Source organism: Cupriavidus sp. DL-D2, from assembly GCF_039710735.1.
GTDB lineage: Bacteria > Pseudomonadota > Gammaproteobacteria > Burkholderiales > Burkholderiaceae > Cupriavidus.
Map to the genome: position 1 here is coordinate 266,987 of NZ_JBDKXK010000004.1, position 18,600 is coordinate 285,586.

18 protein-coding genes are annotated in these 18,600 nt (G+C 65.9%); 2 read left to right on the forward strand and 16 right to left on the reverse strand.

Annotation, left to right across the window (positions count from 1 at the left end; genetic code table 11):
* Nucleotides 1-90: 90 nt before the first annotated feature.
* The 16 genes from ABDB81_RS04145 to ABDB81_RS04220 all read right to left on the reverse strand — a co-directional run bounded on the left by ABDB81_RS04145 (nucleotide 91) and on the right by ABDB81_RS04220 (nucleotide 14,443).
* On the reverse strand, nucleotides 91-678 hold the full coding sequence (locus ABDB81_RS04145) for a YSC84-related protein (protein ID WP_137924937.1): 588 nt from the start codon (nucleotides 676-678) through the stop codon (nucleotides 91-93).
* Between the two features lie 64 nt (nucleotides 679-742).
* A complete protein-coding gene (locus ABDB81_RS04150) occupies nucleotides 743-1,345 on the reverse strand; it encodes a hypothetical protein (protein ID WP_346809882.1) in 603 nt (200 codons plus the stop codon).
* A gap of 181 nt (nucleotides 1,346-1,526) precedes the next feature.
* Nucleotides 1,527-2,594, reverse strand: coding sequence for a Holliday junction branch migration DNA helicase RuvB (gene ruvB / locus ABDB81_RS04155; RefSeq protein ID WP_346809884.1), 1,068 nt, complete (start codon nucleotides 2,592-2,594; stop codon nucleotides 1,527-1,529).
* A 58-nt stretch (nucleotides 2,595-2,652) separates the two neighbouring features.
* The gene (gene ruvA, locus ABDB81_RS04160; RefSeq protein WP_160471453.1) at nucleotides 2,653-3,234 is read right to left on the reverse strand and encodes a Holliday junction branch migration protein RuvA; all 582 of its coding nucleotides are present in this window, start codon (nucleotides 3,232-3,234) and stop codon (nucleotides 2,653-2,655) included.
* Nucleotides 3,235-3,297: 63 nt separating this feature from the next.
* Nucleotides 3,298-4,470: a glycerophosphodiester phosphodiesterase gene (locus ABDB81_RS04165; RefSeq protein WP_137924941.1), complete on the reverse strand. Its 1,173-nt coding sequence runs from the start codon at nucleotides 4,468-4,470 to the stop codon at nucleotides 3,298-3,300.
* Nucleotides 4,471-4,532: 62 nt separating this feature from the next.
* Nucleotides 4,533-5,078, reverse strand: a complete 546-nt coding sequence (ruvC, locus tag ABDB81_RS04170) for a crossover junction endodeoxyribonuclease RuvC (RefSeq protein WP_137924942.1) — start codon at nucleotides 5,076-5,078, stop codon at nucleotides 4,533-4,535.
* A 178-nt stretch (nucleotides 5,079-5,256) separates the two neighbouring features.
* The gene (gene purH / locus ABDB81_RS04175; RefSeq protein WP_346809887.1) at nucleotides 5,257-6,831 is read right to left on the reverse strand and encodes a bifunctional phosphoribosylaminoimidazolecarboxamide formyltransferase/IMP cyclohydrolase; all 1,575 of its coding nucleotides are present in this window, start codon (nucleotides 6,829-6,831) and stop codon (nucleotides 5,257-5,259) included.
* Nucleotides 6,832-6,847: 16 nt separating this feature from the next.
* A complete protein-coding gene (locus ABDB81_RS04180) occupies nucleotides 6,848-7,081 on the reverse strand; it encodes a Fis family transcriptional regulator (RefSeq protein WP_066739474.1) in 234 nt (77 codons plus the stop codon).
* Nucleotides 7,078-8,160 (reverse strand): tRNA dihydrouridine synthase DusB, encoded by a 1,083-nt coding sequence (gene dusB / locus ABDB81_RS04185; RefSeq protein ID WP_160471458.1) that lies wholly within the window; start codon nucleotides 8,158-8,160, stop codon nucleotides 7,078-7,080. Before dusB ends, ABDB81_RS04180 begins: the two co-directional genes overlap by 4 nt.
* Before the next feature lie 189 nt (nucleotides 8,161-8,349).
* A complete protein-coding gene (locus tag ABDB81_RS04190; protein ID WP_346809889.1) occupies nucleotides 8,350-9,600 on the reverse strand; it encodes a UbiH/UbiF/VisC/COQ6 family ubiquinone biosynthesis hydroxylase in 1,251 nt (416 codons plus the stop codon).
* Nucleotides 9,578-10,051, reverse strand: coding sequence for a hypothetical protein (locus tag ABDB81_RS04195; protein ID WP_346809891.1), 474 nt, complete (start codon nucleotides 10,049-10,051; stop codon nucleotides 9,578-9,580). Before ABDB81_RS04195 ends, ABDB81_RS04190 begins: the two co-directional genes overlap by 23 nt.
* Entirely contained in the window at nucleotides 10,048-11,466 is a 1,419-nt protein-coding gene (locus tag ABDB81_RS04200; protein ID WP_137924947.1) for an aminopeptidase P N-terminal domain-containing protein, read from the reverse strand. Before ABDB81_RS04200 ends, ABDB81_RS04195 begins: the two co-directional genes overlap by 4 nt.
* A gap of 114 nt (nucleotides 11,467-11,580) precedes the next feature.
* Nucleotides 11,581-12,297: an N-acetylmuramate alpha-1-phosphate uridylyltransferase MurU gene (murU, locus tag ABDB81_RS04205; protein WP_346809893.1), complete on the reverse strand. Its 717-nt coding sequence runs from the start codon at nucleotides 12,295-12,297 to the stop codon at nucleotides 11,581-11,583.
* On the reverse strand, nucleotides 12,294-12,617 hold the full coding sequence (locus ABDB81_RS04210) for an AzlD domain-containing protein (protein WP_137924949.1): 324 nt from the start codon (nucleotides 12,615-12,617) through the stop codon (nucleotides 12,294-12,296). Before ABDB81_RS04210 ends, murU begins: the two co-directional genes overlap by 4 nt.
* Entirely contained in the window at nucleotides 12,614-13,297 is a 684-nt protein-coding gene (locus tag ABDB81_RS04215) for an AzlC family ABC transporter permease (RefSeq protein WP_346810023.1), read from the reverse strand. Before ABDB81_RS04215 ends, ABDB81_RS04210 begins: the two co-directional genes overlap by 4 nt.
* An 87-nt stretch (nucleotides 13,298-13,384) precedes the next feature.
* On the reverse strand, nucleotides 13,385-14,443 hold the full coding sequence (locus ABDB81_RS04220; RefSeq protein ID WP_137924951.1) for a phosphotransferase: 1,059 nt from the start codon (nucleotides 14,441-14,443) through the stop codon (nucleotides 13,385-13,387).
* 179 nt (nucleotides 14,444-14,622) lie between these two features.
* On the opposite strand from ABDB81_RS04220, the gene lptD reads away from it, so the two are divergent.
* Nucleotides 14,623-17,097 carry an LPS assembly protein LptD gene (gene lptD, locus ABDB81_RS04225; RefSeq protein WP_346809895.1) on the forward strand — a complete coding sequence of 825 codons (2,475 nt, stop codon included), beginning with the start codon at nucleotides 14,623-14,625 and terminating at the stop codon, nucleotides 17,095-17,097.
* Between the two features lie 9 nt (nucleotides 17,098-17,106).
* Entirely contained in the window at nucleotides 17,107-18,594 is a 1,488-nt protein-coding gene (locus tag ABDB81_RS04230; RefSeq protein ID WP_137924953.1) for a peptidylprolyl isomerase, read from the forward strand.
* The last annotated feature ends 6 nt before the right edge of the window (nucleotides 18,595-18,600 follow it).

Consider the following 18,600-nt stretch of genomic DNA (forward strand, 5'->3'; position numbering starts at 1 on the left):
GAACGCGTCGCCACGGTCGTGCCCAAACAGAACGCCCGGCCGGAGCCGGGCGATTTCGCTTGCACAAGGCTGCCCCGCAGGGCGACGGGGCTAGAGATCGAGCTTGCTGATCTTCGAGCCGTTCAGCGACACATCGAACATCAGGCCCGCGTTGGTCTGCACGAAGGCGATGACCGGCTGCTGCATGGTGACGGTGTCGATGGTGCCATTGGCACCGATCTTGGCCAGGGCCACGCTGGCATCTGCGCCAATGGTCCAGCCCTTGGACTGCACGAACTTGTTGTACGCCTCCGGTGTCATGAACATGATGATGACCGAGCGCGACTGGCCGCCAGCCGTCAGGCCGATGGTGCCCGAGATCGTGCGGTAGTAGCCCTGCGTCGCGCCCTTGCTGCGCAACGCGCCATCGCCATACTCGCCTCCGATCACGAGGCCACCCGCCAGCACGCGCGGGAATACCAGAATGCCCTGTGCCCGGTTGCCGAGATCCCTCGCACTGCTCGTCGAAGCGTAGAGGCGGTTCAGCGCGCCGTCGGCGCCTTCATCGATCTCCTTGCGCCGCGCCGCTACATCCGTGGGTGTGCTGGGACCCGTGGTCGTGCAGCCGGCGGCAAAGCCGGCGGTGGCCACAAGCAGGCCCGACCCGGCGACGCGGGTCACAAACTGACGTCGATCCATTTTCCTGTTCTCCTCTGTGGGACAAGTGCTGCGTCGGCGGCAACCGGCCGCCACGTCATGCGGATCAGCTGGCGTTCGGTGACTTGACGGTGATGGCCACGACTTCCTTCACGACGATCTTGGCCATCTGGCCCTTCTTGATGCCGGCCAGATCGATATTGGGGTCCCTGACCTTGACGGTGCGCAGGGTCTCGCGCGGGCCACGGAAGGTGATGGTGCGCTTGGCAGCGTCCACGTTGGTGATCTCGGCGGTCACCGTGGTGGTGATCTCGCGCATCACGCCGGGTTTGCCGCCTTCGGCGGCGCGGGAGGTGCGCTCCACCTGTTCCATGAGGGCCGTGTCCTTGCTGCCCACTGGCTCCACCCCGGCGACCACGGCGGCAGCACGTGTCAGCGTGACGATATCGCCCTTCTTGACATTGCCGATGTTCTTGGCTTCGTCGCCCGCCACCAGCGCCACCAGGTTGCCGCGCGGACCCTGCACGAGGATGCCCTTGGCGTCCGGATCGACTTCCACGACCTTGCCGCTGACCACGGCCTCTTCGGCGATGCCGTTTGGCGCGGGTGTCGTCGACGGTTTTTGCGCGTGGGCAGCACCGGCCATGGTGAAGGCCAGGCAGGCTGCGGCGGAAAGCATGGAGAGACTAAGGCTGGCTCGCTGTTTCATGACTGTCCTTATCGCGCATGGCGCGTTTTTGTAAAAACGGGTGCAGTCATTGTGGACAAGCGGGCATAGCGGGGCAATCCACTTCGAAAAAATTTCTAATGGTTCCCGAAAACGTTTAAATGGGGGATTCTGCGCGCGCAGCAGTAGGCTGCCGGCCCACCCGGCAGCATGCAAGACTGCCTCAGGGGGCGTCGAAAATCTCGCCGTCGCGTGACGACTGGGGCGAGGACAGCCCGAAGTGGCGATAGGCCGCCGCCGTGGCCACCCGTCCGCGTGGCGTGCGCTGCAGGTATCCCTGCTGGATCATGTACGGCTCCAGCACATCCTCGATGGTGTCGCGGGCCTCGCCGATGGCGGCGGCCAGGTTGTCCACGCCCACCGGGCCACCATCGAACTTGTGCAGCACGGCTTCCAGCAGCTTGCGGTCCATCAGGTCGAAGCCGACCGTGTCCACGTCGAGCATCGCCAGCGCGGCATCCGCCAGTTCACGCGTGATGGTGCCGTCGCTTTTCACCTCGGCGTAGTCGCGCACGCGGCGCAGCAGGCGGTTGGCGATACGGGGCGTGCCCCGGGCGCGGCGCGCAATTTCCAGTGCGCCGGCCGGTTCGATCACGGCGTTGAGCAGATGCGCCGAGCGCGTCACGATGCGCGACAGTTCTTCGGGCGTGTAGAACTCCAGCCGGGCCACGATACCAAAGCGATCGCGCAGCGGATTGGTCAGCATCCCCGCGCGCGTGGTGGCGCCCACCAGCGTGAACGGCTGCAGGTCGAGCTTCACGGAGCGGGCCGCAGGGCCTTCGCCGATCATGATGTCGATCTGGTAGTCCTCGAGCGCCGGATACAGGATTTCCTCCACCACCGGGGACAGGCGATGGATTTCGTCGATGAAGAGGACGTCGTTGGCTTCGAGGTTGGTCAGCAGGGCGGCCAGGTCACCCGGACGCTCCAGCACCGGGCCGGAGGTCTGGCGCAGGTTCACGCCCATTTCGCGGGCGACGATGTGGGCCAGCGTGGTCTTGCCAAGTCCCGGCGGGCCGAATAGCAGCACGTGGTCCAGCGCCTCCTGGCGCTTGCGGGCCGCGTGCATGAAGATGTCGAGCTGGCCGCGCACTTTCTCCTGGCCCACGTACTCGTCGAGCAGCTTCGGACGCAGGGCGCGCTCGAACGCCTCTTCCTGTTTCGAGGCGGGGGTGGCGGCAATGACGCGCTCGGGCGGGCGGTCACCGGTCAGCTTATCGGTTTCGATCATGGCAAGTCAGAAGCGGGATGGCGCCATTCTACGCTGCGAGCGCGGCGGATTCCGGCCCTCAACCCTTGGACAGTGCCTTGAGCGCGAGCTTGATGCCTTCGGACACGCCCGTGCCCGCAGGCACCTGCTTCACGGCCAGTGCCGCCTCTTTCTCGGAGTAGCCCAGCGCCAGCAGTGCGTTGAGGATGTCGGAGGCGTTGTCGGACACCGGCGTCGCGCCCGGTGCGTGGCCCAGCTCCGCACCGAGCTTGCCCTTGAGTTCGAGCAGCAGCCGTTCGGCGGTCTTCTTGCCAATGCCGGGGATCTTGGTCAGCCGACCCGTTTCCTGCATCGTGATCGCCTGCGCCAGTTCCGGCACTGACAGACCTGACAACACGGCCAGCGCCATGCGTGCGCCGATGCCGGTGATCTTGATCAGTTCGCGGAAGGTGTTGCGCTCGGTAGCCGTGCCGAAGCCGAACAGCAGGTGCGCGTCCTCGCGGATGATCTGCTGCGTGAGCAGCGTCACGGGCTGTCCGACGGCGGGCAGGTTGTAGAACGTGCTCATCGGCACATCGATCTCGTAGCCGACGCCGTGGCAGTCGACCAGCAGATGCGGGGGGTTCTTCTCAAGCAGGGTGCCGGCGATGCGTCCGATCATGATGGGTACAAAGGAAAGATTGGCCGCAAGTGTATCTGGTATCTGTAGCGCGCCTTGCGGGGGTTATCGTCCGTCGATGGCCTTGCGGCCCAGCGCGGGGTCATCCGTGAAGAAGCCATCTACCCCGGCTGCCACGAATGCCTGTACTTCGCGCTCCATGCCGGCCGGGTTGCGCGTGGCATCGCCGCCGGGCGCGCGCAGGGATTTCGGCAGGAAACTGTTCTCGGGGCGGAACGTGTAGGGATGCACGATAAGCCCGGCCGCGTGCGCATGCGTGACCAGCGCCGTGGGCGCGGCGAGGTTGCCTTGTGCGTCGCGCGGAATGACCAGGCTTTTCTCGGGGCCGATGCCGTTGGCATATGTGGCCACTTCGCGCAGGCCCAGCGGCGTCAGCATCGACGCATAGGTGCGGCTGTCGCCCGCCAGTCGCCAGTCAGCGGGACGATTGCGCGGATTGCCGATCAACTGCACGACCCTGAGGTTCGGCATCGACGCGCCAAGCAATCGCTTCATCGTACGCAGCGGGCCGACTTCGAACGATTGCACGTACACCGGCGCGGTCTTCGCATAGGCATTGCCCTGCAGCGCTGCGGCGAGTTTTTCTTCGAGCGGCAGGCCGATGCCGCGGAAGTAGCTTGGATGTTTCAGTTCGGGATAGATGCCAATCGGGCTGCCACGCCGGGCAGCCGCCTGTTCCACGAGTTTGAGGATCTCGTCGAACGTGGGGACTTCGAACTGGCCGTCGAGCTTGGCGTTGTAGGGGCGCAGCTTCGGGATGCGTTCCCGCGCGCGCATCGACTTCAACTCGGCAAGGGTGAAGTCTTCGGTGAACCAGCCGTCGATCCGTTCGCCGTCGATGACCTTGATGCGGCGGCGGTCGGCAAACTGCGGCAGTTCGGCCACGTTGGTCGTGCCCGTGATGTCGTTCTCGTGGCGCGCCACCAGTACCCCATCCTTCGTGGCGACGAGATCGGGCTCGATGATGTCGGCACCATCGTCGATGGCCTTCTGGTACGAGGCCAGCGTGTGCTCGGGCCGCAGCGCACTGGCGCCACGATGGCCGATGACAAGGGGCTTCGGGGCCGGCTCGGCGGCAGTAGGTGGAGAGACAGGAGTGGGGGCTGCTGGGGCAACGGTGCGTGGTGCTTGCGGAGCCGTGGCGCAACCGGCAATCAGTGCGGCAGTTGCGACGGCCAGTGAAAGACGAAGCGAGAAGAGCGACGAGAGAGACGACATCCGGGGGCTTCCTGCATGGTCAAGGCCCCGATTGTAAGCCTGACGGACAGCCTGAGCCGTCGTCAGCCCACCAGCCGTCCGCGCCTGACGCGCATGCCCTTGCGGGCCAGTTCTGGCGCCATGTTGGCCAGCGTGCCGAGTGTGTTGCTGCCGTTGGCATGGCAGATTGCCACGCCGAGCGCATCGGCCGCATCGCTGCTCGGGCGTCCCGACAGCGCCAGCAGGCGCATCACCATTTCCTGCACCTGCTCCTTGTTGGCACGGCCATAGCCGACCACGGCCACCTTCAATTGCAGAGCGGTGTACTCGAATACCGGCAGACCCTGTCCAACGAGTCCGCAAATTGCCGCACCGCGTGCCTGTCCCAGCATCAGCGTCGATTGTGGATTGACGTTGACGAACACCTTCTCGATGGCCGCACAGTCCGGCGCATAGGTACGCGCCACCTCGGCAATCCCGTCATAGAGCGTCTTCAGGCGTTCCGGCAGGCTTTCGTCGCCATTGCTGCGGATCGTGCCCGATGCCACATAGGCCAGCTTGTTGCCGTGCTTCTCCAGCACGCCAAAGCCAGTGGTCCGCAAACCGGGATCGATACCGAGGATACGCATGAAGCGGGGGAGGGGGGAGGGAATTGGGATGGGCGTAGTGTAGAGGATTACGCCGGAGGGGAGTGCTGCAGGTTTGCTCTCCTCTCCCGCTGCGCGGGAGAGGGGGTGGGGGTGAGGGCGGGGCCCTCAATGACTGCAGAGCCGAAATCAGCTCTGCAGCTTCCCCAAGGTTTTCCGCTTAATGCCGGAAATGCCGCGTGCCGGTCAGCACCATCGCAATGCCGCGCTCGTCTGCAGCGGCGATCACTTCATCGTCGCGCATCGAGCCGCCCGGCTGGATCACCACGCTGGCGCCGGCATCCACCACCACGTCCAGGCCGTCGCGGAACGGGAAGAACGCGTCCGATGCCACGGCCGAACCGGCCAGCGTGAGGCCGGCGTTCTGTGCCTTGATGCTGGCAATACGTGCCGAGTCCACGCGGCTCATCTGGCCGGCGCCGACGCCCAGCGTCATGCCGTTGCCGCAGAACACGATGGCGTTCGACTTCACGAACTTGGCGACGCGCCAGGCGAACATCAGATCGTCCATTTCCTTCGGCGTCGGATGGCGGCGTGTCACAACGCGCAGTTCGGACGGCTGCACGTTGCGCGCATCCGGACCCTGCACCAGCAGGCCGCCGCCCACGCGCTTCAGGTCATATTGGTTCATACCCTTGCCGAGCGGAATCTCCAGCAGGCGCACGTTCTGCTTGGCCGCGAACACGTTGCGCGCGGCGGTGCTGAACGACGGGGCGATCAGCACTTCCACGAACTGCTTCGCCACGGCTTGCGCAGCCGCTTCGTCCAGTTCCACGTTGAAGGCGATGATGCCGCCGAAGGCCGAGGTCGAATCGGTCTTGAAGGCCTTGTCGTAGGCTTCCAGCGCGTTGGCGCCGATGGCCACGCCGCACGGGTTGGCATGCTTGATGATCACGCACGCGGCACCGGCGGTGGACTCGAACGACTTCACGCATTCCCATGCGGCGTCCGCATCGGCGATGTTGTTGTACGACAGTTCCTTGCCCTGCAGTTGCACGTAGTTGGCCAGCGCGCCGTCCACGGCCTTGAGGTCGCGGTAGAAGGCGGCCGACTGGTGCGGGTTCTCGCCATAGCGCATTTCCTGCACCTTCTCGAAGGCCAGGTTCAGGGTCTGCGGGTAGCTGCTGCGGCCCTGGTGCGACTTGTCGGCGCCGAGGCTGGTCAGGTAGTTGGTGATCGCGCCGTCGTACTGGGCCGTGTGCGCGAACACCTTGGTGGCCAGGCGGAAGTTGGTGTCGTAGCCCACGCTGTTGGCGTTGGCGCGCATTTCGTCGAGCACCACGGCGTAGTCGACGGGATCGACGATCACGGTCACGTCGCGGTGGTTCTTGGCCGCCGAGCGCAGCATGGTCGGGCCGCCGATGTCGATGTTCTCGATGGCGTCCGGCAGCGTGCAGTCATCCTTGGCCACGGTCTGCTGGAACGGGTACAGGTTCACCACCAGCAGGTCGATCGTCGGGATCTTGTGCTCGGCCAGGGCAGCCATGTGCTCGGGCAGGTCGCGGCGGGCCAGAATGCCGCCGTGGACCTTCGGGTGCAGCGTCTTCACGCGGCCGTCGAGCATTTCAGGGAAGCCGGTGTAGTCGGCCACTTCCGTGACCGGCAGGCCGGCATCGGCCAGCAGCTTGGCGGTGCCGCCGGTGGAAAGCAGCGTGACGCCGAGCGCGTTCAGTTCACGCGCGAATTCGACGATGCCGGTCTTGTCGGAAACGGAGAGGAGTGCTTGCTTGATCATGGCTGGGGGAGACGCTTCAAAGTAATCCGTGTTGCTGCAACTTCTTGCGGAGGGTGTTGCGGTTGATGCCGAGATATGCGGCCGCCAGTGACTGGTTGCGCTCGGCGCGCAGCATCACGGCTTCCAGCAGGGGCCGCTCGACGGCCTCCAGCACCATGTTGTACATGTTGGACGGCTCTTCGCCGTCCAGGTCGCGAAAGTACGTATCCAGGCTGTCCCGGATACATTGGTCGATGGCATTGCGGCTCATGCGGCAAGCAGTTCCCGTTTCTTGTTGTTGTTCAGTTCTTTTTCTTCGTCCGTCGCGCCCGCGCTATCACCGGCATTCTCGTCGATATAGATCAGTCGATCGGAAATCGCCGCCTGTTCGTCGAAGAACGCGTTGACCGCTTCCAGTTGCGCGACGGTAGTTTCCAGCGTGTTCATCTTGTGCCGGAACAGATTCGCGCCCTTCAGCCCCCGCGTGTACCAGGCGATGTGCTTGCGCGCGGTGCGCACGCCCGTGAATTCGCCGTAGAACGCGTAGTGATCTTCCAGGTGGTGGTTCATGATCGCGCGGATCTCGGCCACCTCGGGCGATGGCAGCAGTTCGCCCGTCTTCAGGTAGTGCTCGATCTCGCGGAACAGCCACGGGCGGCCCTGTGCGGCACGGCCGATCATGATGGCATCGGCGCCGGTCACGGCCAGCACATGCTTGGCTTTCTGCGGCGTCGTGATATCGCCGTTGGCCACCACCGGGATCTTCAGCGCGGCCTTCACGGCGGCGATGGTCTCGTACTCGGCGTCGCCGTGGTACAGGTCGGCGCGCGTGCGGCCGTGGATCGTCAGCATGCTGATACCGGCATCCTCGGCCATGCGTGCCACGCGCGGGGCATTCTTGTGCTCGCGGTCCCAGCCGGTGCGGATCTTCAGCGTAACCGGCACGCGGTCGCCCACGGCGCCCACCACGGCTTCGACGATGCGCACCACGAGCGGCTCGTTCTGCAGCAGCGCGGAACCGGCCGCCACGTTGCAGACCTTCTTCGCCGGGCAGCCCATGTTGATATCGATGATCTGCGCGCCGCGATCCACGTTGTAGCGGGCCGCCTCGGCCATCATCGATGGCTCCGCGCCGGCAATCTGCACGGAGATCGGTTCCACCTCGCCGGCGTGATTGGCGCGGCGCATGGTCTTCTCGCTCTTCCAGAGCTGTGCATTGGACGCCACCATCTCCGACACCGCGTAACCCGCCCCGAGCTGCTTGCACAGCTGCCGGAATGGCCGGTCGGTCACCCCGGCCATCGGGGCGACAAAAAGGTTGTTTCGAAGGGTATGCGGACCGATCTGCACGGTGTCGGGCTGGGGCGTTGGACCTGAGTGACAGGCGAATGGGGAGCGAAAACATGCCCCTTCCGGCCCTGTGGGCCGGCCAAGTCGGGGTCATGTGCGAGGCCGGGATTTTACCGCTAATCCGGCGCTATTGCTCAATAAATGAGCAAATATCATGGAGGCGGCCGTCTAACGACCGTCGAACGGTGCCTAGCGGCGCGCGCCAAACATCATGTGGCGCGCCAACGAGTGCTTGATCGGCGCCAGACAGGCCAAAGCGGCCAGCGATGCACCGCGTGCATGCGCAGCAAGCGGCCCACCCACGCCGAATACGCGCGGCAGAAAGTCCGTGATACCGATGGTCATGGCCCGATCTACACGATGACGGCTGGCAAACGCCTGCAAAGCTTCGGGCGTGCAGCCGGCGCGCAGGGAATCGGCCAGCGCGAAGGCATCGCGCAATCCCAGATTCAGACCTTGGCCGGCCACCGGATGCAACGTCTGCGCCGCATTGCCGACTGCGACAACCCGGCCACTGACCGTCACAGGCGCCGCGTTCAGGCCGAGCGGGAAGGCGTGGCGCTTGCCGGCGAGCGCGAAACGGCCCATGCGTGTGCCAAAGGCGCGGCCCAGTTCCTCGGCAAACTCCTCATCTGACAGTGCCAGTCGCCGCTGTGCCTCTTCCGGCGCGCAACACCACACCAGCGCGTAGCCCGAAGCGCCATGCTCCTCATGCGGCAGAAGGGCCAGCGGACCTTCCTCGGTGAATCGCTCCCAGGCCCATCCGGGCTGCGGCTGTGTACACGTCACATGGCCGATGATGGCCGTCTGACCATAGTCGCGCCGCCGCGTGGTTTCGGTGCCCCGCGCCAGCCGCTGGGCCTGCTGATGGAACAGACCCCCCTCGGCCTGAATCGCCAGCCGGGCGGCGTAACGCACCGGCAGGCCATCGTGATCGGCGTGGGCTGTGCCGGTCAGGGTGACGGCGTCGTCGCCATCGGGTTCGATATTGTCGATGCGGGTTTCGAACACGCGTTCCAGGCGACCCGGTGCCGCGTCGGCCGCGCGAGCCAGCGCACGTTCCAGCGTCTGGCACAGGTCGCCATACTTGACCACGTAGCCGAGCGCGGGCACGTCGTAGTCGTCGCGGTGCAGTTTCAGGTGGCCAAAGCGCCCCCGCTGCGAAACGTGGATGTGTTCGATGGCCTGCGCCGGCACCGGCCATGCGCCAATCTGTTCGAGCAACTGGCGGCTGCCGTGCGACAGCGCAATGGCACGCGGATCGCGCGCCGCGCGTGCGGGCGTGGCGGCATCGATCAGCGTGATGCGGAACGGCGTGCAGCGCAGCAGTTGCCCGGCCAGGGCCAGCCCCACGGGGCCACTGCCGACGATGACGATGTCGCGCGGCGCCGTTGTTGCCGCTGCGCTACCTTGCAGATCAGGGTTGCCCTGCTGTGTCATGGCTGGCTGCCTCCTGTGCCAGCGCGGTCTCGGCTTGTGCCGCTTCGCCGCGCTTCCAGAGATTGGCGTCGGTGCGCTTCTTGCCGGCCTCGGCATCGCGCAGTGCGTTCTCTAATTTCTGCTCGTGGAAACCGGGCAGTTGCCGCAGTCGCTGCAGCAGCGCGTCAAAGTTTGCCGCGGCCATCGGCACCACGCAGCCCTGCTGGCTTTCGGCGTCGCCGGCCAGGATCAGCCACGGCTTGCCAGCCCAGGGTTCGCGGTCCGAGACGCGGATGACCACGCGCTCCAGTGCGTCCCATGCCAGTTCCTCGCGCTGACCATCGGGGCGATGCACGACCACGCGGTCGTCATGCAGGTTCACGACGAACGGTTCGTTCGGGTCCACGTGTTGCACGGTGCTGCGATGCCGCGTGGTCCCCACACCGAACAGTTTGCTCAACAATGCCTTCATCGCGACGGTCCTCCGTTGCCGCGCATCAGTGCCTCGATTTCGTCTGCCTTCACAGGCACCCCGCGCGTGATCAGTTCACATTCGCCCGCCGTCACCACGGCGTCATCCTCGATACGGATGCCGATATGCCAGTAGCGCTCGGGCACGTCTTCGGCCGGGCGCACATAGATGCCCGGCTCGATGGTCAACACCATGCCGGCCTCCAGCGGGCGCCACGGGCGCTCGCCTTCCTGGCCGGCAGGCAATGGGCCGGGCACGCGGTACTCGCCCACATCGTGCACGTCCATGCCGAGCCAGTGGCCCGTGCGGTGCATGTAGAAGCGGCGATAGCTGCCGCTGGCCAGCACGTCGTCGAGCGTGCCTTCCTTGTTGCGGTCGAGCAGGCCCGTATCGAGCATGCCCTGCGCCAGCACCTTCACGGCCGCGTCGTGCGGCACGTTGTACGGCACGCCGGCGCGCGTCTCGGCAATGGCCGCTTCCTGCGCGGCCAGCACGAGGTCGTACAGTTCGCGCTGGGCCGGCGTGAAGCGTCCCGAGACCGGGAACGTGCGCGTGATGTCCGATGCGTAGCCATCGAACTCGCAGCCCGCATCGATCAGGCACAGGTCGCCGTCGCGCAGTTCCGCCGGGCCGGCGCGGTAGTGCAGCACGCAGGCATTGGCGCCCGTGGCGACGATCGAGTTGTACGCCACGCTCTGCGCGCCGTGACGACGAAATTCATACAGCAGCTCGGCTTCGAGGTGGTACTCGCGTAGGCCGGCGCGCGACGTCTGCATGGCGCGCACATGGGCCTGGGCGGAGATCTCGGCGGCGCGGCGCATGGTGGCCACTTCGCCGGCATCCTTGAACAGGCGCATCTCGTCGAGCAGCGTGCGCACATCGACGGCGACCGAAGGTGCCGAGACACCGGCGCGGCCCTGCATGCGCACCGCATCGAGCCAGCGGCGCACGTTGATGTCGATCTCGGTATTCGCGGCCAGCGGATAGGCGAGCTGCGCGCGATTGGCAAGCAGCGGCGGCAGCAGCTTGTCGATCTCTTCGACCGAATAGGCCTCGTCGAATCCAAACGCGGCGAGCGCACCCTCGGGACCGTAGCGGAAACCGTCCCAGATCTCGCGTTCCTCGTGCTTGGGGCGGCAGAACAGGATGCTGCGGTCGCGGCCCTGCTCGCCAGTGTCGCCCGGTGCGCCCGCCACCAGCACCAGCACGGCCTCGGGCTCGGTGAAGCCGGTCAGGTAATAGAAATAGCTGTCGTGCCGGTACGGATAGTCGCTGTCGCGGTTGCGCATGGCTTCCGGCGCGGTCGGCACGATGGCCACGCCGCCGCCGTTGCGGCGCAGGTGTTGCAGCACGCGGGCACGGCGGTCGCGGCACGCGCCGGAAACTGCGAAATCAGCGGATTCGTGTGCGGACATGGAGGAATGCCGGCGGGAGGCCGGAACAGGTCTGTTGAGGGAATGTGCCGATTCTAAACCCGTCGGCTTGCCGTGCGTGCCTGGCATGTGGGCAAACCGGCACCCCGGAGGGCTTCAGGCGCGCAATGCACGGTCGAGCGAGGCCAGTTGCTCGGGGGTGCCCACGTTTTCCCAGCGGCCGTCGAAACGCTCGCCGCTGGCGCGGCCGTCGGCAATCGCTGCGCGGTAGTACGGTGTCATCGCCACCTTCTGGCCGGGCAAGATATCGCGGAACAATCGCGTGTCGTACAGGCCGATATTGCCGAAGGTCAGTGCCTCGCCATTGGCCTTCCCATCGACATCGGGCAGCGCCAGCCTGCCATCCGCCCGCAGCACGAAATCTCCGCGCGGGTGAAAGGGCGGATTGGGTACCATGACAAGGTGCATCCCGGGGCGCTCCGCACCGGTCATGTCCCGTGCGCGCGACAGCAGCGTGCGGTAGTCGAAATCGCAGAAGATGTCGCCCGAGACGGCCAGGAAGATGCCATCGCCCTCGTCGGCAGCCAGCAACGGCAGGGCCTGTGCGATGCCCCCGGCGGTCTCCAGCGCCGTGCCTTCGGCGGACCAGTGGATGCGCACGCCGAACTGCGCACCATCGCCCAGCGCGGATTCCAGCTGGGCACCGAGCCACGCGTGGTTGATGACGATGTCGGCCACGCCGGTGCGGGCCAATGCCTCGATCTGCCAGACGATCAGGGGTTTGCCGCCCACGGGCAGCAGCGGCTTGGGTGTGGTGTCCGTCAACGGACGCATGCGATCGCCGCGTCCGGCGGCAAAAATCATCGCTTTCAAATCAGGGTCTCCATGGCGATCAGTGCGGCCATGCCGCCGGCGATCGTCCAGCCCACGCTGCGCGTGCGCGCGGCAATGACGATGGCCACAAGGCCTGCCACCAGGCGCGCATTCAGCGGGCTGAGGTACAGGGCGCCGTCGCGCATCAGCAGGTCGGGGGCGATCAGCGCCGACAGCATCGCGGCTGGCACGAACTGCAGCGCAGTGCGGAACCACGCGGGCAGTCGCACACGGCCTTCCACGGCAATGAACGACAGACGTATCAGGAACGTGGCCATGCCCGCACCGATGAATACCCACAGCAGTGTCATCGTGCTCATGCGGCAGGCTCCCGGTTGGCGCTGGCGGGCTGGCCGCGTCCGTGGCGGTCACGACCCAGCAGCAGCATGCCGGCGGCGATGCCGCCCAGTGCTGCCGCCATGATGCCGAGCTTGTGGGGCATCGCGTAGCACGCTACGGCCAGCGCCGTGGCCACCAGTGCGGCAGCCACCTGCGCACGGTGTTTCAGGTTCGGCACGATGATCGCGATAAACGTCAGCGGCAGGAAGAAATCGAGCGGCCAGTCGCGCGGCACCTGGGCGCCCACGAGCACGCCGGCCAGCGTGGAAATCTGCCAGCTTGCCCAGAGCGAGAAGCCCGCACCGAAATAGAACCAGTGGCGATACTTCGCGCGCGGGCCAGTATCGCCGAGCCGGCGCGTCATCGCGGCAAACGCCTCGTCGGTCAGCAGGTAGGCAATCAGCGCCTTCCAGCGGCGCGGCAGCGGTGCCAGCGAGGGTGCGATCGTGGCCGAGTACAGTGCGTGGCGCAGGTTGACCATTGCCACGGTGAAGGCGATCACCAGCGCCGGCGTGCCGGCGGACCAGAGCTGCGTCAGGATCATCTGCGAGGCGCCGCCAAACACCACGGCGCTCATCGCACAGGCCAGCCAGGCGGGCATGCCAGCGTTGACTGCCAGCACCCCATAGATCAGGCCGAATGGCACCACGCCCAGCAGCATCGGGGCCAGCGCGCGTACGCCGGCCCACCACTCGCCGCTGCGCGTGATCTCGGTGTTTCCGGGGGAGTCAGATGGATTTGCCACGGCCTAGAACGTCAGGCCGGTAGGGCGGTCGGTGCCTTCCAGGGCATCGAGGAGACGCACGAGCTTGCGCAGCTCGGAATACCGGCCGGCGACGTTGCGCGTGTACTTGAGCACCAGTGGCAGGTTGGCCAGGTAGCCGTCCTTGCCGTCGCGGTGATACAGGCGGGCAAATATGCCGAGCACCTTGAGGTGCCGCTGCAGGCCCATCCACTCGTAATCGCGATAGAAGTCGCCGAAGTCGGCGGCCACGGGCAGGCCGGCGCGGCGTGCCTGCTCCCAGTAGCGGATCAACCAGTCGAGCTGCTGCTCTTCGTCCCACTCGATATAGGCGTCGCGCCAGAGCGATACGGCGTCATAGGTGATGGGGCCGATCACGGCATCCTGGAAATCGAGGATGCCTGGATTGCCGCCCACGCTGGCGTTTTCTGGCAGCACCATCAGGTTGCGCGAGTGGTAGTCGCGATGCACGTAGACCTGCGGCTGGGCCAGGTTGTTGGCCAGGATCGCATCGAAGACGTCGCGCAGGTCCGCCTGCTGGCGCGCGTCGAGTGTCACGCCGAGGTGCTTGCCCACGTACCACTCGGGGAACAGGTCGAGTTCGCGCTGCAGCAGGGCGCGGTCGTAGACGGGCAGCTCGCCGGGTCGCGTCGCCAGCTGGATACGTACCAGCGCCGTGGCCGCGTCGCCGTAGAGCGGGCGGGCCGATGCCTCGTCCAGGCGCGACAGGTAGGTCTCGTTGCCGAGATCGGCCAGCAGCAGGAAGCCCTGTTCCAGGTCCTGGGCCAGCACGGTGGGCACGGTCACGCCGGCGTCGCCGAACAGTTTCGCCACGTGGATGAACGGGCGGCAATCCTCATGGGACGGCGGCGCATCCATGACGATGGCGGTGGGGTGCGCAGGGTTTCCGGTACGTACGCGGAAATAGCGGCGGAAGCTCGCGTCGGCGGATGCCGGGGCGCACGAGGCCGGGTCGATCGACCATGTGTCGCCGAGGCCAGCTACCCACGATTTCAGTTGTTCGATGCGTGGGTCGTGGCCCAGGTCGTCAATATGTGCTGCCATGCCGGAAAGGGAGGATAGGATGCCCCGTATAATACCCGACCAGACCCGGGCGCCGGGTGGCCCCCGGGAGGGGCCTTTGTGCCCCGCAGCCCGCTCAGGCATTGGGCCGGCGGGGTACGGGACCGCATTGTTTCTGTCCCGCCCCGCGCCCGTTGCCGAGCCGACCGACAACCGTTTGCATGACCGAACAACGACGATCACCGCATCATCCGGCCACCCGACCGCCCGCGCCAGAGGGAATGCCCCGGCGCGTCCGCGTGCCTGCCAGCGCCCTGCGACCGCTCGTGCTGGCCATGGCCGGCCTATCGGTCCACGCGTACGCCCAGTATGGCGCGGCGTCTGCGATCCCCGATATCGATCTTTCCGCGCCGACGTTCACGCGGGCACCGGACTCCGCGCCCCAGCCTGAATCAGGTGAACTGGTGCCGCGCCTGGCCGAGCCAGCCCCGAAGGCTGCTACCTCCGGTAACAGCCCGCTGGGTGGGGCACAGAGTTCCAAACCTGCCAATCCCGATGCGCCGGCCTACATCTCCGGTGACCGGATGACGGGCTACAACGAGAAAGGCGTCGAACTCGAGGGCAACGCCGAACTGCGCCGCGACGGCGCCGTGGTCAAGGGCGACAAGCTGACCTACGACCAGGACACCGACGAGGCGTATGCCACGGGCAATGTGCGGATGTCGCAGAGCGGTACGCTGGCCGTGGGCCCCGAGGCGCGGATGCGAATACAAGCCAACGAAGGCCACATGCTCTCGCCGGATTACTATTTCCAGCAGACGGGCGGCGCCGGCAGTGCCGAGCGCATCGATTTCCTGGATCCGGACCGCAGTACCCTCAAGAAGGCTACCTACACGACCTGTTCGCCCGACAACGCGGACTGGTACTTCAGCGCCTCCAAGCTCGATCTCGACAGCGACCGCGAGGTGGGTACGGCCTATGGTGGCGTACTGCATTTCTTTGGCGTGCCCGTGGCGGGTGCCCCGGCGTTCTCGTTTCCGCTGAACGACGAACGCCGCAGCGGGGTGCTGCCGCCGCTGATGGGGTACAGCTCCAAGTCGGGGCTCGACCTGACAGTACCGTATTACTTCAACCTGGCGCCAAACCGCGACCTGACGATCTATCCGCGTCTGCTGTCGTCGCGAGGCGTGCAGCTGGGTGGGGATTTCCGGTATCTGGGCGACGGCTACAGTGGCCGGTTGCGCGCCGAATTCCTGCCTGACGACAAGAAAGCCGGCCGTGATCGCTGGGCGTATTCGTTCCAGCACACTCAACGGATCCTGCCGGGTCTGACCGCCTACGCCAACGTGAGCAAGGTATCGGACGACCAGTATCCGGACGACCTGACGCGCACCGTCTCGCAATCCACCCTGCGCCAGTACACGCAGGAAGGCGGCGTGATCTATAGCTGGAACTACTGGACGTTCATGGCGCGTGTGCAGAAGTTCCAGACGCTACGCCCCAGCGAGCCGTCGTACGAACGCGAACCGCAACTGAGTGCGAGGTACACCCGCTATGATTTTGGCGGTTTCGATGTCTCGATCGACACCGACTACACGCGGTTCCGCATCCCGCTGACGTCGACCGGCATTCAGCAGCCCGAAGGTTCGCGCGCGTACTTCCAGCCGACCATCAGCTATCCCATCGTCCGGCCGGGCTGGTACGTGACGCCGAAGGTGATCTTCAACGCGGCCCAGTACGACATGGACGTGGGGACGAACACGACGGGCGCGGCGAACACGATGAGCCGTGCCATCCCGACGGTCAGCCTGGACTCCGGCATGACGTTCGAGCGCGAGGCGCCGGGCATCAGCCGGTTGTTCGGCGTGAACTATACCCAGACGCTTGAACCGCGCCTGTTCTACGTCTACACGCCGTTCCGCGACCAGAGCCAGTTCCCGCTGTTCGACACCGTGCAGTCGGACTTCAGCTACGGCCAGATTTTCACCGAGAACCCGTTCAGCGGTAACGACCGGATCGCGGACAACAACAAGCTGACGGCGGGCCTGACCACGCGCCTGATCGAAGCCGATACCGGCGTGGAGCGCTTCCGCGGCACGATTGCGCAACGGATCGACTTCACCGGCCAGCGCGTGCAGATTGGCGGCACGCTGACGGACAACAAGCCGAGCTATTCGGACCTGCTGGCCGCCACGACGATCCAGCTGTTCCGTGGCTACTATCTCGATGCGGGCATCCAGTGGAACCCCGACGATAATCGCGTCAACTACTCCAACGTGGCGTTCGCGTGGCGTCCGGAATCGCGCAAGGTGGTGAACGTGGGCTACCGCTATCGCCGCCCGACGTCGGTCACGGACAATACCGCCATCGACCAGGTGGAAATGTCGGCCCAGTGGCCGATTACCCAGCGCACCTACGGTATTGGCCGGGTTGCCTACGATCAGTCTGCCAACCAGCTTGTGGATGCGCTGGCGGGCATGGAATATGTGGCCGATTGCTGGGTGGGACGTTTCGTCTACCAGCGCTTCCGCAACACCACGAATGGATACACCGGCCGGTTCTTTGTGCAGGTGGAATTCCGCGGGCTGTCGAAAGTGGGTTCCAACCCGCTGAACATGCTGCGCCTCAACGTGCCGGGCTACGAGCCTGCCACCGCGCGGCCGGTGCCTACGACACCGTACGATCACTATGAATGACGGACCAAGATGAAACGTCAAGCTTTCTCCGTGTTGTCCCGCCTGAACCCCTGGCAGCGCCTGCTGGTTTCGGCTGTCCTCGTGACACTGGCCGCACCGGCGGCCGCGCAGTTGCGTGCCCCGGGCTCCAGCTCCGGATCGCGTACACAGGGCATCTTCATGCAGCCGTCCGCGCCGCAGAACACCGTTGCCCCGAGCCAGCCGCAGATGGGCGTGCCGCAGCCGCAGTCCGGCCAGAAACGCTCGCAATTGGTGGACGAGGTCGTGGCCATCGTCAACAACAGTGTGATCACGCGCCGTGAACTGCTGGACCGTGCCGACGAGATCGAGAACCAGTTGCGCACGGCCAATCGCCAGGTTCCGCCGCGTGCGGACCTGCTGGGCGAAGTGCTCGAACGCCTGGTGATGGAGCGTGTGCAGACGCAGGCTGCCCAGGACGCCGGCATCAAGGTGACGGATCAGGAAGTGGACCGAGCCATCGAATCGGTGGCGCAGCAGAACAAGATGTCTGCTGGCGACTTGCGCATGCGTGTGGAATCCAGCGGCATGAGCTGGACCAAGTATCGCGACGAACTGCGCAAGCAGGTGCAGGTGATCCGCCTGCGCGAGCGTGAGGTGGACTCGAAGGTGCAGGTGTACGACGGCGAGATCGACAACTTCATCGCTGCGCGCGGCGGCCAGGGCGCGGCGACCGGCCCGACGGAGTTCGACGTGCAGCAGATCCTGGTGCGCGTGCCCGAGGACGCATCCGAGGCGCAGAAGGCGCAGCTCAAGGCCAAGGCCGAGGGTCTGCTCAAGCAGGCACAGGCCAGCAACGCCGACTTCGCGGCGCTGGCCCGCGCCAACTCCGACGCGCCGGAAGCGGCGCAGGGCGGCTCGATGGGCTTCCGCGAAATTGGACGCCTGCCGGCGCAATTCGCGAATGCCGTGGTCGACCTGCAGCCGGGCAGCGTAGTGCCGGAGGTAGTGGAATCGGCCAACGGCTTCCATGTGCTGAAGCTGGCGTCCAAGCGCATGGGCGCGGCGCCGCAGCAGGCCGCGGCCGACCGCATCACCCAGACGCAGGTGCGCCACATCCTGATCCGCACTGGCCCGAACATGCCCGAGGCAGAGGCCAAGCGCCAGATGTCCACCATCCGCGACCGGATCACGCACGGCGGCGACTTTGCCGATGCGGCGCGCCGCTATTCACAGGATGGCTCGGCCCAGCAGGGCGGCGAACTGGGCTGGATTTCTCCTGGCGAGCTTGTGCCGGAGTTCGAGCAAGCGATGAACCGGCTGCGTCCGGGCGAGATTTCCGAGCCGGTCGTGTCGCAGTTTGGCGTTCACCTGATTCAGGTGGAAAACCGTCGCGAGACCGAAGTATCGTCGGAGAAGCAGCGCGACTTCGCCCGTGCGGAAGTTCGCGAGCAGAAGCTGCGCGCCGCCTATGATGACTGGGTGCGCCAACTGCGCAGCGCCGCCTACGTCGAATACCGGATCAACCGCCAGCGCTGATGCGCC

Bases quoted from the DNA above. Each gene is read 5' to 3' on its own strand.
- ABDB81_RS04180 (WP_066739474.1), bottom strand. From the start codon at position 7,081: ATGAGCCGCAATGCCATCGACCAATGTATCCGGGACAGCCTGGATACG.
- ABDB81_RS04220 (WP_137924951.1), bottom strand. From the start codon at position 14,443: ATGGCAGCACATATTGACGACCTGGGCCACGACCCACGCATCGAACAA.
- ruvA (WP_160471453.1), bottom strand. From the start codon at position 3,234: ATGATCGGACGCATCGCCGGCACCCTGCTTGAGAAGAACCCCCCGCAT.
- ABDB81_RS04165 (WP_137924941.1), bottom strand. From the start codon at position 4,470: ATGTCGTCTCTCTCGTCGCTCTTCTCGCTTCGTCTTTCACTGGCCGTC.
- purH (WP_346809887.1), bottom strand. From the start codon at position 6,831: ATGATCAAGCAAGCACTCCTCTCCGTTTCCGACAAGACCGGCATCGTC.
- ABDB81_RS04190 (WP_346809889.1), bottom strand. From the start codon at position 9,600: ATGACACAGCAGGGCAACCCTGATCTGCAAGGTAGCGCAGCGGCAACA.
- ruvC (WP_137924942.1), bottom strand. From the start codon at position 5,078: ATGCGTATCCTCGGTATCGATCCCGGTTTGCGGACCACTGGCTTTGGC.
- ABDB81_RS04145 (WP_137924937.1), bottom strand. From the start codon at position 678: ATGGATCGACGTCAGTTTGTGACCCGCGTCGCCGGGTCGGGCCTGCTT.
- lptD (WP_346809895.1), top strand. From the start codon at position 14,623: ATGACCGAACAACGACGATCACCGCATCATCCGGCCACCCGACCGCCC.
- ruvB (WP_346809884.1), bottom strand. From the start codon at position 2,594: ATGATCGAAACCGATAAGCTGACCGGTGACCGCCCGCCCGAGCGCGTC.
- ABDB81_RS04210 (WP_137924949.1), bottom strand. From the start codon at position 12,617: ATGAGCACGATGACACTGCTGTGGGTATTCATCGGTGCGGGCATGGCC.
- ABDB81_RS04215 (WP_346810023.1), bottom strand. From the start codon at position 13,297: ATGCTGCTGGGCGTGGTGCCATTCGGCCTGATCTATGGGGTGCTGGCA.
- ABDB81_RS04230 (WP_137924953.1), top strand. From the start codon at position 17,107: ATGAAACGTCAAGCTTTCTCCGTGTTGTCCCGCCTGAACCCCTGGCAG.
- ABDB81_RS04150 (WP_346809882.1), bottom strand. From the start codon at position 1,345: ATGAAACAGCGAGCCAGCCTTAGTCTCTCCATGCTTTCCGCCGCAGCC.
- ABDB81_RS04200 (WP_137924947.1), bottom strand. From the start codon at position 11,466: ATGTCCGCACACGAATCCGCTGATTTCGCAGTTTCCGGCGCGTGCCGC.
- ABDB81_RS04195 (WP_346809891.1), bottom strand. From the start codon at position 10,051: ATGAAGGCATTGTTGAGCAAACTGTTCGGTGTGGGGACCACGCGGCAT.